The sequence below is a fragment of the Skermanella pratensis genome, from assembly GCF_008843145.1.
Lineage (GTDB): Bacteria > Pseudomonadota > Alphaproteobacteria > Azospirillales > Azospirillaceae > Skermanella > Skermanella pratensis.
The window spans coordinates 4099829-4115217 of the sequence record NZ_CP030265.1; the positions used below are offsets into that span (position 1 = coordinate 4099829).

The following is a 15389-nucleotide window of genomic DNA, read 5'->3' on the forward strand; positions in this document are numbered from 1 at the left end:
CGTTATGGCAAGCCGCTCGGCAATCATCAACGTCATGGCTCGCGCCGCTGAAAAGGCGGCGCGCGGGCTGGTCCGCGATTTCGGCGAGGTCGAACACCTGCAGGTTTCCCGCAAGGGGCCGGCCGATTTCGTCTCGACCGCCGATACGAAGGCGGAGCAGACGCTCAGGGCCGAACTCCAGAAGGCGCGGCCGGATTTCGGCTTCCTGATGGAGGAGACGGGCGAGAGCGCCGGCAAGGACGCCAGCCAGCGCTGGATCGTCGATCCGCTGGACGGCACCACCAACTTCCTGCACGGCCTGCCGTTCTGGGCCATCTCGATCGCGCTGGAGCGCGAGGGCGAGATCGTCGCCGGCGTCATCTACGAACCGCTCCGCGACGAGCTGTTCTGGGCCGAGAAGGGGGCCGGCGCCTGGAACAACCACGCGCGCCTGCGCGTCTCCGGCCGGCGCAAGCTGGACGAGTCGGTGATCGCCACCGGCCTGCCCTTCAAGGGCCGCGGCAACCATCCGGAACATGCGGCGCAGCTCCAGGCCATGATGGCGGAGACCGCCGGCATCCGGCGCTTCGGCTCGGCGGCCCTCGACCTGGCCTATGTGGCGGCCGGGCGGTTCGACGGCTATTGGGAGAGCAACGTGCAGCCGTGGGACGTGGCCGCCGGCATCCTGATGGTGACCGAGGCCGGCGGATTCGTCACCGAGATCGGCGGCGGACGCAACCCGCATCGCGGCGACAGCATCCTGGCGGCCAATTCGCACATGCATCTCATGATCGCCAAGGTGCTGCGTGGTGCCACGGCAACCCGGAAGCCACAGGCCGAGGGCTGACCATCGCGTGTGGTTGATGGCGGGTTGTCGGACTCCCGCCATTGGGCTATCGTGCCCGCGTGTCGCCCCGGTGTTGCCGGCCCCTCCAAGACCTTTGGAATGGCTGGGAATCCCGAGATGTCAGGCACCTTGAAGGCTTGGGTACGGGGGCAAATGAGTCGCTACGTTCCGACTGCCGTCCGCCGCATGGCGCTCGGTTGCGCGCTCGGCGCCGCGACGATTCCGTGGCCGGCGGGGGTTCCCGCCGTGGCGCAGGAGACGGCGGCGGCATCCCCCGCGATACCCCCGGGCATTCCGGCGCGCAAGCCCCCAGTGGCGGGGAGGACGCCGGAGACGGCGGCGGAGTCGGAACCTGCGCCGCCGGTCGCCGATGCCTCCCGGCCGCTTCCGGTCCCGCCCGCTCCCGCCCTGGGCGAAGCCTTGCCGGTCGCTCCGGGCGGCCGCGCAGCACCGCCGCCGCCCGGCCTGGATGTCGGCGTGCCGCCGGACGTCGCCGCAGCCCCGGTTCCCCCGGCTCCGTCCGAGCTGCCCCGGGCCGAGGCGCCCGCGGGCGTGCAGTTCGACACGCCGGTGCCGCCTGCCGCCCCCGGCGAGCCCCGCAGGATCACCTCCATGCCGGACCTACCGAATCCCCGCGGCGGATCCGTCCCGGACCGGCCGGCGCCCGAGGTGGCGGCGACTCCGCCGGCCCCCTCCGGTCCGCCCGCCGACGTGCCGGACGGAACCGGGTTCCGCGTCGTGTATTCCGATACCAAGGCGGAAACCCTGTCCCCCCGGGACACCGCGCTGCTGGACGGCGTGGCCGCCCGGCTGCGCCGGGACGAGGTGATCCGCCTCCAGGTCACCGCCTACGCCAGTGGCACGCCCGAGACCGAACGGGATGCCCGGCGCCTGTCGCTGGACCGCGCTCTGGCGGTGCGCTCGTACCTGATCGGCCAGGGGGTGCGCAGCACCCGCATCGATGTCCGCGCGCTGGGGACGCAGGCGCCCGACGGACCCGCCGACCGCGTCGACCTGCTTCTGGTGAACTAGTGGCATACCCGGCTCACCCCCTCCCGACCTCGTCACCTGAGAGAGCCCCTGAGAGCATGGTGTCCATGTCGCGGCCGCAGCGCTACATCACCCGTATGGTCCTGTTCGTCGCCGCGGTGATCGCCATCGTGCTCCTGCTCTTCCCGGCGCTGGAACGGTCCTTCATGGCCAATCCGGCGCTGAACGGGCTGATCATCGCCGTGCTGCTGCTGGGCATCGGCTACATCTTCCGCCAGGTGCTGATGCTGAAGCCGGAAGTGGCGTGGCTGGAGAGTTTCCAGACCAACCGTCCGGCCTCCGACACCCTCCCGGAACCGGTGCTTCTCGCCCCGATGGCCCGCATGCTGGGGGAGCGCAAGGGAAGGCTGAGCCTGTCGGCGCTGTCCATGCGTTCGCTGCTCGACGGCATCGACGCCCGGCTGGACGAGACCCGCGAGATTTCCCGCTACCTGATCGGACTGCTGATCTTCCTGGGCCTGCTCGGCACCTTCTGGGGCCTGCTGGGCACGGTCAGCGCGGTCGGCGGCGTGATCTCCAGCCTGTCGGTCGAGGGCGGCGACATGGGCATGATGTTCGGCAACCTGCAGCAGGGGCTGCAGGCGCCGCTGGCGGGCATGGGCACGGCCTTCAGCTCGTCGCTGTTCGGCCTCGCCGGGTCGCTGGTCCTGGGGTTCCTGGAACTGCAGGCGAGCCAGGCGCAGAACCGCTTCTACACCGACCTGGAAGACTGGCTGTCCGGCGCCACCCGGCTGTCGAGCGGCGCCGGCTTCGGCGAGAGCGAGCAGTCGGTGCCGGCCTACCTGCAGGCCCTGCTGGAGCAGACCGCCGAGAACATGGAGAACCTGCAGCGGACGGTGGCCCAGGCGGAGGACGGCAGGCGGTCGGCCAACCAGAACCTGCTGGCGCTGACCGAGAAGCTGAGCACCCTGACCGACCAGATGCGGACCGAGCAGACGCTGATGCTCCGGCTGGCCGAGAACCAGATGGAGATGAAGCCGATCCTGGGCCGGCTGGCCGATGTGCTGGGCAACCAGCAGCTCGGCATGGACGAGGCGACCCGCCAGCACATCCGCAACATGGACGTCTACACCGCGCGCCTGCTGGAGGAGGTCGCCACCGGGCGGGTCCAGTCGGTGCAGGAGATCCGCAGCGAGATCAAGCTTCTGGCGCGCACCATCGCCGCCCTGGCGGAAGACGGCGAGCGATGAGCGGGCGCGGGCCGAAGAGGCGGGACGGTAACGGGTAATGGCAGCCTTCGGTCGCGGACGGCGCAGCGGCGAGCGTTCGGTCAATATCTGGCCGGGCTGGGTCGATGCCCTGTCCTCCCTGGTCATGGTCGTGATCTTCGTGCTGATGGTCTTCATCGTGGCACAGTTCTACCTGTCCAACACGCTGTCGAGCCGCGACCAGGCGCTGACCCGGCTGAACCGCCAGCTGTCCGAGCTGAGCGACCTGCTGTCGATGGAGCGTGAGGCCAATGCCGACCTGCGGGTGAACATCGCGCAGCTCTCCGCCGAACTTCAAAGCTCGACCGCCACCCGCGAGAGCCTGAGCGCGAGCCTCGCCGAGGCACAGGCCCGGCAGGACGAGCTGAACGCCCAGGTCTCCGCCCTGTCGCGCCGGGGCGAGCAGGCCAGCGGGGAGATCACCCAAGTCAGCCGCGACCTGGAGGACGCCTACAAGGTGATCGAGGCCGACCGGCAGAAGATCGAGGCGTCGCTGCGCGAGATCGCCAGCCTGCAGGCCGATATCCAGGCCCTCCGGGACGTCCGCGAGCGGCTGGAGGGCGAAGTCGCGGCGCTTACGGTCCTGTCCGAAAGCACCGAGGCCGAGCGCGCCCGGACCGCGGCGACGCTGGAGCGGACCGAAGCCGACCGCGCCCGGACCGCGGCGACGCTGGAGCGGACCGAAGCCGACCGCGCCCGGGCGACCGAGGAGCTTCGGCTGACCCGCGAGCAGCGCGAGGCGCTGATGGCCGAGCTGTCGGCCGTCCGCGACCGCTCGCAGCAGCTGGAGTCCCGGCTCAGCAGCGAGCAGGAGCGCACGGTGCTGGCGCAGCGCGAGATCGGGCAGCGGGAGACCCGGATCGAGGAGCTGGTCATCGCCCTCGACCAGACCCAGGCGGCCCTCGCCGGCGAGCAGAAGCTGACCGAGGAGGGCCGCGCGGAAGTGGCCATCCTGAATCAGCAGATCGCGGCGCTCCGCGACCAGCTCGCCCGCCTGACCGCGTCGCTGAATCTGGCGGAGTCCCAGAACCAGGAGCAGCAGACCCAGATTTCCGACCTCGGCCGCCGGCTGAACCTGGCGCTCGCCAGCAAGGTCGAGGAGCTGGCCCGCTACCGGTCGGAGTTCTTCGGGCGCCTGCGCGAGGTGCTGGGCAACCGGCAGGACATCCGCATCGTCGGCGACCGCTTCGTCTTCCAGTCCGAAGTGCTGTTCCCCAGCGGCTCCGCGACGCTGGAGGAAGGCGGCAAGGGCCAGCTCGCAAAACTGGCCGCGACCCTGCTGGACATCGCGAACCGCATCCCCCCGGGCGTCAACTGGATCCTCCGCGTGGACGGCCACACCGATCCGCGCCCGATCTCCAACGTCCAGTTCCCGTCCAACTGGGAGCTTTCGACGGCACGCGCGATCTCGGTCGTCAAGTTCCTGGTGGAACAGGGCATCCCGTCGGACAAGCTGGTGGCGGCCGGCTTCGGCGAGTACCAGCCGCTGGACCCGGGACGGAACGAGGACGCCTTCGCACGGAACCGGCGCATCGAGATGAAGCTGGACCAGCGCTGAGGGGGGATGGCGGGCGGGTTCTTCAACTTTCCCAAAGGCTTGCACCGTATCACAGGATCGGCATGACGATCGGCGATTAGTGGTGCGCCATCAGCTCGAAGCCTTTATATTACAGGCCCTTATCAACATCCGAGATCGGCAGCGCCATGACCGGCTTGATCGAGACGCCGGGCAGGATAGAGCCCTGCCTTCCCGATGAACTGCCTTTGCCGATGGTGAGTACAAGCTTCAGATGGCTGGGGCTGACGTGCCCCGGCAAGGCTCGCTGGACGGGCGGGGCAATCTGTCTCTGCGGGCGCTGCTCGGCTTCATCGAATGGTTCCTCAGGGCCAGCCTCGATCAGGTCGAGTTCATGGCCGCCCTGTTCGACCTCGACGGCCTCGGCGTCCGCCTTCGGGACTATGTCGCGGCGCGGGAGGGTCTGAGGGTCGAGGCGGCGCGCATCCTGGACGAGATCGTCCTGCGCGGTGAAATGGCAAGGGGCGACGCCGCGCGCGTTTCCGGCCTGAAGGAACGGACGGCGCGCGACCTGCTGGGTGCCCTTGTCGAGGATGGAATACTGGGGTCGGACACGCCCAAGGGGCCGGTCTCGCTCCGGTTCCCGGTTCACTCCGTCGAGATCCTGTTCCCCCGTCTGTTTCCGGCCGCGTGACGGCCGGGACGGTTTGACCAGGAAGTTTCAGGCGCAGAGGGCCAGGGCTTCCAGCGGAACCTCGCGCGCGACCAAGCCCAGGAGGGCTATGTCGATGATCGCGTTTATGGTTTCCGGCGCGCATCGGTCGGAAAGCGTGTCCATGAGATCGACCGCCGTCCACCGGACCAAGCCGGGCCGGCCAAGAGCCTCCAGGACATGGCTTTGCAGGTAGCGGAGGACGGGGTCGGAGATATCGCTGGCACAGCGACAGGAAGCTCCGGCGCGTCTGCACCAGGGCGAGGGTATGCCAATAATCGCCCCGGACGTCGCGGGCGGAGCCGAAGTCGAGCGTTTCGGCCCAGCAGGTCAGGTCGGTGAAGCGGTCGTGCAGCAAAGCCACCGTGCGCGGCAGGGGAAGCCGGTGGGCGACGGTCAAGGCTTCCTGGACGTCCTGGATATAGGCGTTGATCCCGGTCTCCAGGCGAACGTCATCGCTTTCGGCCATCCGGGCGGCGATCCAGTCGGCCAGCGCCCCGTCCAACACGTCGAACAGCGGATCGTCCTGGGGAAGGAAGCTGAACAGGCTGACTACGGTCTCGCTCGGGCTGGCCCGCTGATAGGGCCGCACCAGGGTATAGCCGCGCAGCAGCGAATCCAGTTCGCCGGCGGGTTCCGCGGCGAAGCCGGCCAAGGTGGGCGTTCCGCAAGTCCCAGATCTCATGGTCCGGAAGTTCGCTCGTAATCCAGCCGATACGGGCGACATGCTCCTGCCGGTACGGGAAAGGCCGGTGAAGCAACTCGCAAACCAAGTTCCGGTCCCGCTCGACCGACGCGAGATCGACCGTGCGGCCATAACTTATTTCGTTCCCCGTTCCCGGTGAAGGCGACGGAAAGAAGTATCTGTTCAGGGTGGAGTCGATCACCGTCGGAGCACAGAAGGCATAGCCCCTATCATCTTAGGTTGTATTCAGGGATTCAAGAACATCTTTGACAGTATAGACCATCAAGGCCACCGGGCTCGCCCGGACCGTTCCGCGCCACTCGGACGTTCCTTGCCAGAAGGTCCAAGTCATCGGGGAAGATGCCCTCGCCGATCCATCCCTCCAGATCCTCGATACGCGCGAGGCGCTGGGTCGTCTGAAGTCCCCTGATCGTCGCTTTCCGGTTCACACGCTGGAGCGGCGGCTGGGGATCGCGGCGGCAATCGGCTGACCGTGCTGCAGGCCGTGGTCAGATATGTTTTGGTGGTGGATGAAGGGCGGAACCGGCAGGGGCTTCGGACGGTGCTGGGCCGGGTGGCGCCAGGGCAGGAGGACAAGATCAAGCCGACTATCGCCGAGTTGAACATCGCCGAGTTGAACATTGCCGAGGGCGAAGCGTGGAGGAAGCTGAAAGGCAAGGCCGAGATCCTGTTGCGCATGGTCCAGGGGCAGTTGGGCACTGTCCCGGCATCGGTCGAGTTGAAGGTGAAGGCGGCTCCGGTCACCGGTATCGGCGTCTGGATCGATGCCATGCTGGACGGCAGGTCCCTGGACGAGGTCTTTCCGGAGACCGCCCATTGATAGCCTGTTCGACTTGGCCTCGAAGCACAGTGTTGGGCCACGGACCCAACCTATGGGCTCCGTTATTATTTAGCTCTACAATCTTGCGTTTTGTGGGTTGGGTTCATGGCCTGACATTTACTCCGCGATCCCCTCAAGGATCCCCTCATTTTACACGATAGCGAAAGTTTCGGTGACCACACGTGACTGCTCCAGGAGATCGGCGTATCGTTCGGCGAGGGCGCGCAGCCTGTGTTCAGGCATGTTGGGGATGAGGTCGTAGAGCATACAGCCCTGGCGGAACAGGGAGTGAGTGCGGGTTTTGACGGTGTTGGACTTGAGATGGCGGTCCATGCCGAGGCTTTCGCCGGCGGCACCGAGCAGGGTGAGCAGAACGACAGCGAACGCATTGAGCAGCAATAGCCTATCGCGCCGTTGCGGGTCGGCAATGTGGACCGCCGAGAGGCCCATGCCGAAGCGCAAGTCTTTGGTATCTCTGAAATTGGGCTCCACTCGCCACCGCTTCGAGTACAGCGCGATGATCTGCGGCGCGGTCGCGCCAGCGTCGCTGGCGGCCAGGCACCAGGGCTCCTTCATGGCCTTGGCGTGGGTGCACACGACGGCGCCAACCGGGCACTGCGCCTCGGTAACCACGGCATCGCGCAGCTTGCGCGCCCGGCCGCCTTGGCCGACCCACTCGGTCGCCGAACGGATCGTTCCGTCGGCAGCCCTGACCCTGGTGTTGCCTTTCAGCCGGATGACGTAGTCGAAGCCCAGGTCGGCGAGAAAACCGAACAGCTTGGTGTCGGCGAAGCCGCGGTCGGCCAGGAGGGTGACTTTGACGTCGTCGGGCAGCACCTCGGCCAGCCGGCGCACGGCGGCGTCTTCGTAGGCGTTGCGCGCGTCGCTCAGTTCGTCCTTGTGAACGCTGAGCCAGATCAGCGGCGTCGTCCGGCCATGGCGGGTCACCAGCTTGAGCGCCAGGGTGGCCTGCCCGTCGGCGTCAAAGTCGGTCCAGTCCATCGCCACCACGATGTCGGTGCGCGGGCCGACCATTTCCGGAACCCAGCTGGCAAAAACATCCCAAGCCTCGATCCCAGGGTTGCTCAGCAGCCGGTCAACCTGCTTGACGGCATGCTTGGGCAGAAGGCCGCGTGCCTGAGCCAAAGACTTGCCGATCACGGCGACGCCCAGAGAGGCACCCGTCATTACCCCAAGGGTGGCGTTGGCAAGAGAGGCGATCCGCTTGGTATGAGTATCTTCATCAAGAACACTGTCGAGGAAGCTCCGAACATCCTTCACCTGCATTAAGCCGCGCTTCGATCCGTCGATCATCTTGCTCTACATAGCTGCCTCTGTTGAGCAATACTGCGATATCACGCAGGTGAATGCACTGCCTGAAAATGAGGGGATCCTTGAGCGCGATCCCCCAAGCTGCTGGAAGGCAAATTACAGGCCGTTCAAGTCAAACAGGCTTTGAGTTGCCCGTCGGACGTTCCCTGACAGCCTCTATCTCGGGAAAACGCGCGCGTTGTTGATCCGAAGCGCGCACCAGGCGCCGACGCTGAGGCTGAGGGCCGGCAGACGTTCGCGGCCGACTTCCACCTCCAGCACGTGGCCGGCATAGTCCAGCTCGACCCGGGCGTTCGGGCCGATCTGGTGGATCAGGCGGACCTGGGCCGCCTCGGGACCCTCGCGGTCGATCGGCACAAGGTCGATCTCGTGGGGGCGGACGAAGCAGGTCGCGGCGCCGTGGGTGCCGTTCAGCCCGGGCACCCGGAGTTCGGCACCCTGGGTGGTCCGAGCAAGGCCGTTCTCGATCTCGCAATCGAAACGGTTGACCTGCCCCAGGAAGTCGCAGACGAAGGCCGAGGCCGGCTCGTCGTAGACCTGCGCGGGCGAGCCGATCTGCTCGATCCGGCCGTGATTCATCACCACGACCCGGTCGGCAAGCTCAAGCGCCTCCTCCTGGTCGTGGGTGACGAAGACGCTGGTTATATGCATCTCCTCGTGCAGGCGCCGAAGCCAGCGCCGCAGCTCCTTGCGGACCTTGGCGTCCAACGCGCCGAACGGCTCGTCCAGCAAAAGCACCTTGGGCTCGATCGCCAAGGCCCGGGCCAGGGCGACCCGCTGGCGCTGGCCGCCGGAAAGCTGGCTTGGGTAGCGGTCGGCCAGCCAGTCGAGCTGGACCATACGCAGAAGTTCGTTGACCCGCGCCGCGATGGCCGCATTGGTCTGACGGTCGGCGCGCGGCCGGACCCGCAGGCCGAAAGCCACGTTCTCGAACACGCTCATGTGCCGGAACAGCGCGTAGTGCTGGAACACGAAGCCGACCTCGCGGTCGCGCGGTGCGCGGCCCTGGGCGTCCTCGCCGTTCAGCCGGATCTCGCCGACATCGGCGAACTCAAGCCCGGCGATGATCCGCAGCAGGGTCGTCTTGCCCGACCCGGACGGCCCCAGAAGGGCCAGCAGCTCGCCATCGTGGACGGTAAGATCGACTCCGTCCAGGGCGGCGAAACTGCCGAAGTGCTTGGCGATGCCTCTGATCTCGATACTCATGGCGGGTCATTTCCCCGTACGTGAAGCGCGGTCAACGGCGCGTCGCCGCGATCTGGTCGGCATGGCGCCATTCCAGCAGGCTCTTCACCACCAGGGTGACCAGGGCCAGCAGGGCCAGAAGCGACGCCACCGCGAAAGCTGCGACGAAGTTGTATTCGTTGTACAGAATTTCAACATGCAGCGGCATCGTGTTGGTCTCTCCCCGGATATGGCCGGACACGACGGAGACGGCGCCGAACTCGCCCATGGCGCGGGCGTTGCACAGCAGCACGCCGTAGAGCACGCCCCAGCGGATGTTGGGCAGCGTCACCCGCGTGAAGGTCTGCCAGCCGCTGGCACCCAGCACGCGCGCCGCCTCCTCCTCGTCCACGCCCTGTTCCTGCATCAGCGGGATCAATTCGCGGGCGACGAAGGGGAAGGTCACGAAGATGGTGGCCAGCACGATGCCCGGCAGGGCGAAGATGACCTGGATGTCGTGCTCGCGCAGCCACGGCCCCATCAGTCCCTGGGCTCCGAACAGCAGCACGAACACCATGCCGGAGATCACCGGGGACACGGAGAACGGCAGGTCGATCAGGGTGATCAGCAGGCTCTTGCCGCGGAACTCGAACTTGGCGATGCACCAGGATGCCGCGATGCCGAACACGAGGTTCAGCGGCACCGCGATGCCGGCCGCCAGGAGCGTCAGCTTCATCGCCGAGACCGCGTCCGGCTCCACCAGGGCTTCGAGATAGGCGCCGAAGCCCTGGCGCAGCGCCTCGAAGAACACGGCCACCAGCGGGATCACCAGGAACAGCAGCAGGAAAAGCAGGGCGATGCCGATCAGGACGGCCTTGACCAGCGGCGACTCGCCCAGCGCCGGGCGCGGGATGCTGCGCTGCCCGGTCACGGGCGGCGTGCCGGCGGGCGGCGTGGTGGCGATGACGATTTCAGCCGGCATGGCGCGCTCTCGTCCAATGCTGGAGCAGGTTGATCGCGAGCAGCAGGAAGAACGACGCCACCAGCATCGCGGTCGCGATGGCGGTCGCTCCGGCATAATCGAACTGCTCGAGTTTGATGATGATCAGCAGGGGCACGATCTCCGACACGCCGGGCAGGTTGCCGGCGATGAAGATGACCGATCCGTACTCCCCCACGCCGCGGGCGAAAGCCAGCGTGAAGCCGGTCAGCAGGGCCGGCATGATCGCGGGGAAGACGACGCGGCTGAAGATCTGCCAGCGGTTGGCGCCCAGGCTGGCCGCCGCCTCCTCGACCTCCGGCTCGGCGTCCTGGAGCACGGGCTGGACCGTGCGGACGACGAACGGCAGGCCGATGAAGGTCAGCGCCACGACGATGCCCAGCGGCGTGAAGGCGACGCGGAACGGCAGGAACTGGCCGATCCAGCCGTTGCCGGCATAGAGCGCCGTCAGCGCGATGCCGGCCACCGCCGTGGGCAGGGCGAACGGCAGGTCGACCAGCGCGTCGATCACCCTGCGGCCCGGGAACTGGTAGCGAACCAGCACCCAGGCCACCAGCAGGCCGAACACGGTGTTGATCAGCGCCGCGGCCAGGGCGGTCAGGAACGTGACCCGGAAGGCGGCAATCACGCGGGGTTCCATCAGCACCGCCCAGAGCCCGCCGAAGCCCAGCCCGGAAGCCTTGATGGCCAGTCCAGCCAGCGGGATCAGGACGACCAGGCTGAGATACGCGACCGTGAAGCCCAGCGTGATCCCGAAGCCGGGCAGGATGCTCGGCTTGCGGAAGCTATCCTGGAGGTTTCCTGCGACGAGGCCGGTCATGGTTCACTTGCCCGCAGCCGCGGAGACCTTGTCGAAGATGCCGCCATCGGAAAAATGCTTGTTCTGGGCCGAGGTCCAGCCGCCGAACTTCTGGTCGATGGTGAACAGCTTGACCTGGGCGAACTGGTCGGCATGCCGGGCCGCCACCTCGGCCAGGCGCGGCCGGTAGAAGTGCTTGGCGGCAAGTTCCTGACCCTCGGGCGAATAGAGCAGCTTCAGGTAGGCTTCGGCCGCCCGGCGGGTTTCCCGGCGGTCGACGACCTTGTCCACGACGGCGACCGACGGCTCGGCCAGGATGCTGAGCGAGGGAGTGACGATGTCGAACTGGTCCGGTCCCAGTTCCTTGACCGCGAGGTAGGCCTCGTTTTCCCAGGCCAGCAGCACGTCCCCGATCTGGCGCTGGACGAAGGTGATGGTCGAGGCGCGGGCGCCGGTGTCAAGCACGGGAACGTTCTTGAACAGCGCCTGGACGAATTCCTGCGCCTTGGCCTCGTCGTTGCCGTACTTCTCCAGCGCGAAGCCCCAGGCGGCCAGATAGTTCCAGCGGGCGCCGCCGGACGTCTTGGGATTGGGCGTGATGACCTGCACGTCCGGCTTGACCAGGTCGTCCCAGTCCCGGATCTGCTTGGGATTGCCCTTGCGCACCAGGAACACGATGGTCGACGTGTAGGGTGCGCTGTTGTCGGGCAGCCGGCCCTGCCAGTCCTTGGCGATCAGGCCGGTCTCGGCGATGGCGTCGATGTCGTAGGCCAGTGCCAGGGTGACGACGTCGGCCTCAAGCCCGTCGATGACGGAGCGGGCCTGCTTGCCGGAGCCGCCGTGGGACTGCCGGATGGAGAACTTCTCCCCGTTGTTTTCAGCCGCCCAACGCTCGGCGAACAGCTTGTTGAACTCGACATAGAGTTCCCGGGTCGGGTCGTAAGACACGTTGAGGAGGGTCGAGGCGGCGAACGACGGCGCCGCTCCAAACCCGACCGCACCCAGGGTGACACCGGCCGCCAACATGAGGGTGGCGGCGCCGCGCGCGAAATTCCGGAACACCATGGCACAAATCTCCTGGTATGGCTTCTCGGCCGAGATGTCGGGCCATTTCACACGATGGTTATACCTAAATCTCGATCGATCTAGTGTAGATTACACACGCAATCGAGAAGCAGCCAAGCTGTTTTTTATGCGACGGGAGTCCAGCGGCAGGTCGGGTGCCGCTTCGCTCTATCCGACCTGCGGTGCCGGCATCAGTTCTGGCCGGCCTGGCGGAGCAGCTGGCCGCAAGGGCTGTCCTGGCCTTCGCCCGGCTCCAGCAGCGGGATCAGTGCCGCGAGCGGCGTCAGGAAGACGCCCAGGGCGATGGCGGCGGCGCCCCGCGCGACCGCCGCCGTCGGATCGACGGTGATCTGCGGATTGGCGAAGGTACCTTCCGCCCCTACAGGAGTACGGGCGGAGAGCGGGCTCGGGTCCTTCGGATGGGCCAGCATCTCGATGTCGAACTGCTCGTTCTTCAGGTTGGCGAACGCCTCGCCGGTGACGTTGGTGTCCTCCGTGTCGAACACCAGCGCGTTGGATTTCACCATGCCGTCGGTGATGCCCAGGTCGGCCACGACGCAGCGCACGCCGACCGACTCGTCCTCGGACAGGACGAAGCCGAGGGCTTCGGCGACATCGAAGCCGATCACCTCCAGGATCAGGTTGCTGACCTTGCCGCCTTCCATCACGACCGACATTTGGCCGTTGCTCGATCCCAGCATGCTGCGGACCGTGTCGCCGTTGCCCTTGAGCTGGAGCTTGCCGCCGAAGGTGCCGCCCATGTCCTCGGCGAACTGCGTGCCGCGGAAGAAGCGCGCCAGGTCGAGCGCCCGCATCTCCAGGTTCATCTCGATGGCGGGCGGCTTCTCCTGCCCGTCCACCTGGATGATGCCGCCGGCCTTGCCGCCCGCAACCTGGAGCCTTACCGGTTCGAGACGGGCGCGGCCGTTCTCGACGATCAGCCTCGCATCCAGCTCGCCCGCCGGCACGTTGGGCACCAGCAGCCGGTCGGCGTGGTAGCGCATCTCGACGTCGGCCGCCGTCAGCATTTCGACATTGATCGGCGTGTCGGGGATCACGCGGCCCTCCTGCTCCAGCCGGCGGGCCAGCTCGATCTGGTCGGGAGACGCGGTCTCGCCCTCGCCGGTGCCGCCGGGCGCTCCGACGAATCCGGCCAGATCGTCATAGTCGAGGTTGCGGGACGACAGGTTGCCGGTGATCTTCGGGCGCTCGTGCCCCAGGTCGATGCGCACCTCGCCGCCGATGTCGCTGTCGCCGATCCGGCCTTCGGCGTCGGTCATGGACCAGACCTGCCCCTGCCGTTCGAGCCGGCCGGAGACGTTGAACGGCGGGGTGGCCGGGGACGGGAAACCGATGATCGGGAACAGGTCGGCGAGGTTCTGCCCCCTGACGTCGACCGTGATGTCCATCCCGGCAAGCTGCTGCGGGTCGGTCAGCGAGCCCTCGACCACAGTGCGCGTGCTGCCGACTGTCGCTTCCGCGTGGACGGGGAACGGGGTTTGCCTGTCGCGCAATGCCAGGAAGGTGCCGGTGGTGGCGTCCAGGTGGAACGGCTCGTCGGCGTACCTGCCGTCGGCGACCATGCGGACGCGGTCCTCGCCCTGCTCGTTCCGCTCGGTGTTGACCGTGCTGGCGACATCGATGTCGAGCGCCTCGTCGCGGTAGGCGACTTCGCCGCCCTGGATGTCGATATGCCCGATCTCCGGCAGGTCGGGACTGCCGTCGCCCTCCTGCGGAGGATCGCTCTGGAGGTTCGGAAAGTCCCAGTTGCCGGTGCCCTCGGCATTGCGGGCGAGGTTGATCTTGGGGTCGATGAGCTTCACCTCGGGGATCGAGATGGTCCCGCCGATCAGGCGGCGCAGGTCGATGGTAACCTCGACCGCGCCGATGTCCGCCATGTTCTTGTCACCGGCCCAGTCGGCGTTTGCGACATGGATGCCGCCGGCACGGATGCGCGGGGTCAGCGACCAATCGATGTCGAAATTTTCGTCGATCGTGACCTCGCGTCCCAGCGCGGCGCTCGCCTGCCTGGCCACCAGATCCCGCGCCCAGCTCGTCTCCAGCATCAGCAACGCGCCGACGACCAGGAGCAGGAGCACCCCGATCACGATCCCAACCCACTTCAACACCCGGCCCACAATGCCACCTCGACCAAACCAACAGGTCACGAGTCAACGGGCGCGGGCGGCTTTCGTTTCGAAATTGATCGATCGGGATGGGCCGGGAACGCCGCCGGTAAGGTTCGGAGGTTCCTCCAGGCACGCGCGTGCAAGTTTTTCTTCACCAATCGCGCCTACACATGCCTTGCGAAAGTACTATGACGCCACCGTGGAAGGACCGGGACCGTGAGTGTTCATAACTTGCTACGCTTTTACGGGGCTCATATCGATCCGAACGTCTCCGGCTGGTTCTATGGGCAGGACATCGTCGCCTTCCACACGCTGAACGGCATCCAGATGAATGCCGGGATTCATGGCGATATATGCGAACTGGGCTGTTTCCATGGCAAGTCGGCGATCGCTCTCTCCCACTTGGCCCGGCCCGAGGAGCGGCTGCACGTATACGACACGTTCGGGGACGGCTATTACGAATCGTTCCGCAGCAACATGGCGCGGTATGCCCAGGGTCTGGAAGGCCGGCTGGTCATCAATACGATGGAGCTGAGCAGCCTGCAGGCCCCGCCGGAAGACAGCTTGCCGCGCGGCACGGTCCGGTTCCTGCACATCGACGCCGGTCATACGCATAAGGACGTCATCAACGACCTCAGGAACTTCGCGCCGTTGATGGCGCCTGGCGGCATCATCGCGCTGGATGACTTCTACCACCACCAGTTCCCGGGAGTGGCGACCGCCGGCACCGAGTTCATGCTGTCGCCCGAGGGCCAGCACCTCCGCCCCTTCGCTGGAACCCATTACAAATTGTATCTGTGCGACCGCCTGTGGCTGAAGTTCTACCAAAAATGGATCTACCGATCCAAAGTCATCCCGACGCTGTCGCTTTACAACATCCTGGACGTGGACATGCTGGTCTGTTTCTCCGACGAACCCTGGAGCGACGAGCGGTTGAAAGCGGCCTTCGATGATCCGGCGTTCGGAGCCGAGGCGGCGATGGGAAGCCCGTCCACATCGCCATGATCCCGCGGAAGCTGCCCCCGGGGCCGGTCACGATGGTCGCCGGACGAGGTCGCCACC

13 protein-coding genes are annotated in these 15389 nt (G+C 66.7%); 7 read left to right on the forward strand and 6 right to left on the reverse strand.

The features are described 5' to 3' along the window. The first annotated feature begins 4 nt into the window (after window positions 1-4). The 6 genes from DPR14_RS18815 (at window position 5) to DPR14_RS18840 (ending at window position 6838) form a co-directional block, all read left to right on the forward strand. Window positions 5-826, forward strand: coding sequence for an inositol monophosphatase family protein (locus tag DPR14_RS18815; RefSeq protein ID WP_158046518.1), 822 nt, complete (start codon window positions 5-7; stop codon window positions 824-826). 153 nt (window positions 827-979) lie between these two features. Next, entirely contained in the window at window positions 980-1858 is an 879-nt protein-coding gene (locus tag DPR14_RS18820; protein ID WP_192499026.1) for an OmpA family protein, read from the forward strand. A gap of 65 nt (window positions 1859-1923) precedes the next feature. Next, a complete protein-coding gene (locus DPR14_RS18825; RefSeq protein WP_158046520.1) occupies window positions 1924-3066 on the forward strand; it encodes a flagellar motor protein MotA in 1143 nt (380 codons plus the stop codon). Between the two features lie 37 nt (window positions 3067-3103). Continuing rightward, complete coding sequence (locus DPR14_RS18830) at window positions 3104-4642, forward strand: peptidoglycan -binding protein (protein WP_158046521.1); 1539 nt, start codon at window positions 3104-3106, stop codon at window positions 4640-4642. Between the two features lie 232 nt (window positions 4643-4874). Next, window positions 4875-5294 carry a Fic family protein gene (locus DPR14_RS18835; RefSeq protein WP_158046522.1) on the forward strand — a complete coding sequence of 140 codons (420 nt, stop codon included), beginning with the start codon at window positions 4875-4877 and terminating at the stop codon, window positions 5292-5294. Window positions 5295-6520: 1226 nt separating this feature from the next. Continuing rightward, complete coding sequence (locus DPR14_RS18840) at window positions 6521-6838, forward strand: hypothetical protein (protein ID WP_158046523.1); 318 nt, start codon at window positions 6521-6523, stop codon at window positions 6836-6838. Between the two features lie 150 nt (window positions 6839-6988). Here DPR14_RS18840 and DPR14_RS18845 read toward each other — a convergent pair whose 3' ends face one another. From DPR14_RS18845 to DPR14_RS18870, 6 genes are all read right to left on the reverse strand, one after another. After that, a complete protein-coding gene (locus DPR14_RS18845) occupies window positions 6989-8125 on the reverse strand; it encodes an IS4 family transposase (protein WP_425501038.1) in 1137 nt (378 codons plus the stop codon). 201 nt (window positions 8126-8326) lie between these two features. After that, complete coding sequence (locus tag DPR14_RS18850; RefSeq protein WP_158046524.1) at window positions 8327-9376, reverse strand: sulfate/molybdate ABC transporter ATP-binding protein; 1050 nt, start codon at window positions 9374-9376, stop codon at window positions 8327-8329. Window positions 9377-9407: 31 nt separating this feature from the next. Then, window positions 9408-10316, reverse strand: coding sequence for a sulfate ABC transporter permease subunit CysW (cysW, locus tag DPR14_RS18855; protein ID WP_158046525.1), 909 nt, complete (start codon window positions 10314-10316; stop codon window positions 9408-9410). Beyond that, window positions 10306-11154: a sulfate ABC transporter permease subunit CysT gene (gene cysT, locus DPR14_RS18860; protein ID WP_158046526.1), complete on the reverse strand. Its 849-nt coding sequence runs from the start codon at window positions 11152-11154 to the stop codon at window positions 10306-10308. The genes cysW and cysT overlap by 11 nt, the downstream gene beginning before the upstream one ends. Before the next feature lie 3 nt (window positions 11155-11157). Further along, window positions 11158-12198, reverse strand: a complete 1041-nt coding sequence (locus DPR14_RS18865) for a sulfate ABC transporter substrate-binding protein (RefSeq protein WP_158046527.1) — start codon at window positions 12196-12198, stop codon at window positions 11158-11160. Between the two features lie 191 nt (window positions 12199-12389). After that, window positions 12390-14306 (reverse strand): AsmA family protein, encoded by a 1917-nt coding sequence (locus DPR14_RS18870; protein WP_192499027.1) that lies wholly within the window; start codon window positions 14304-14306, stop codon window positions 12390-12392. A 237-nt stretch (window positions 14307-14543) separates the two neighbouring features. On the opposite strand from DPR14_RS18870, the gene DPR14_RS18875 reads away from it, so the two are divergent. Next, the gene (locus DPR14_RS18875) at window positions 14544-15332 is read left to right on the forward strand and encodes a class I SAM-dependent methyltransferase (RefSeq protein WP_158046529.1); all 789 of its coding nucleotides are present in this window, start codon (window positions 14544-14546) and stop codon (window positions 15330-15332) included. The last annotated feature ends 57 nt before the right edge of the window (window positions 15333-15389 follow it).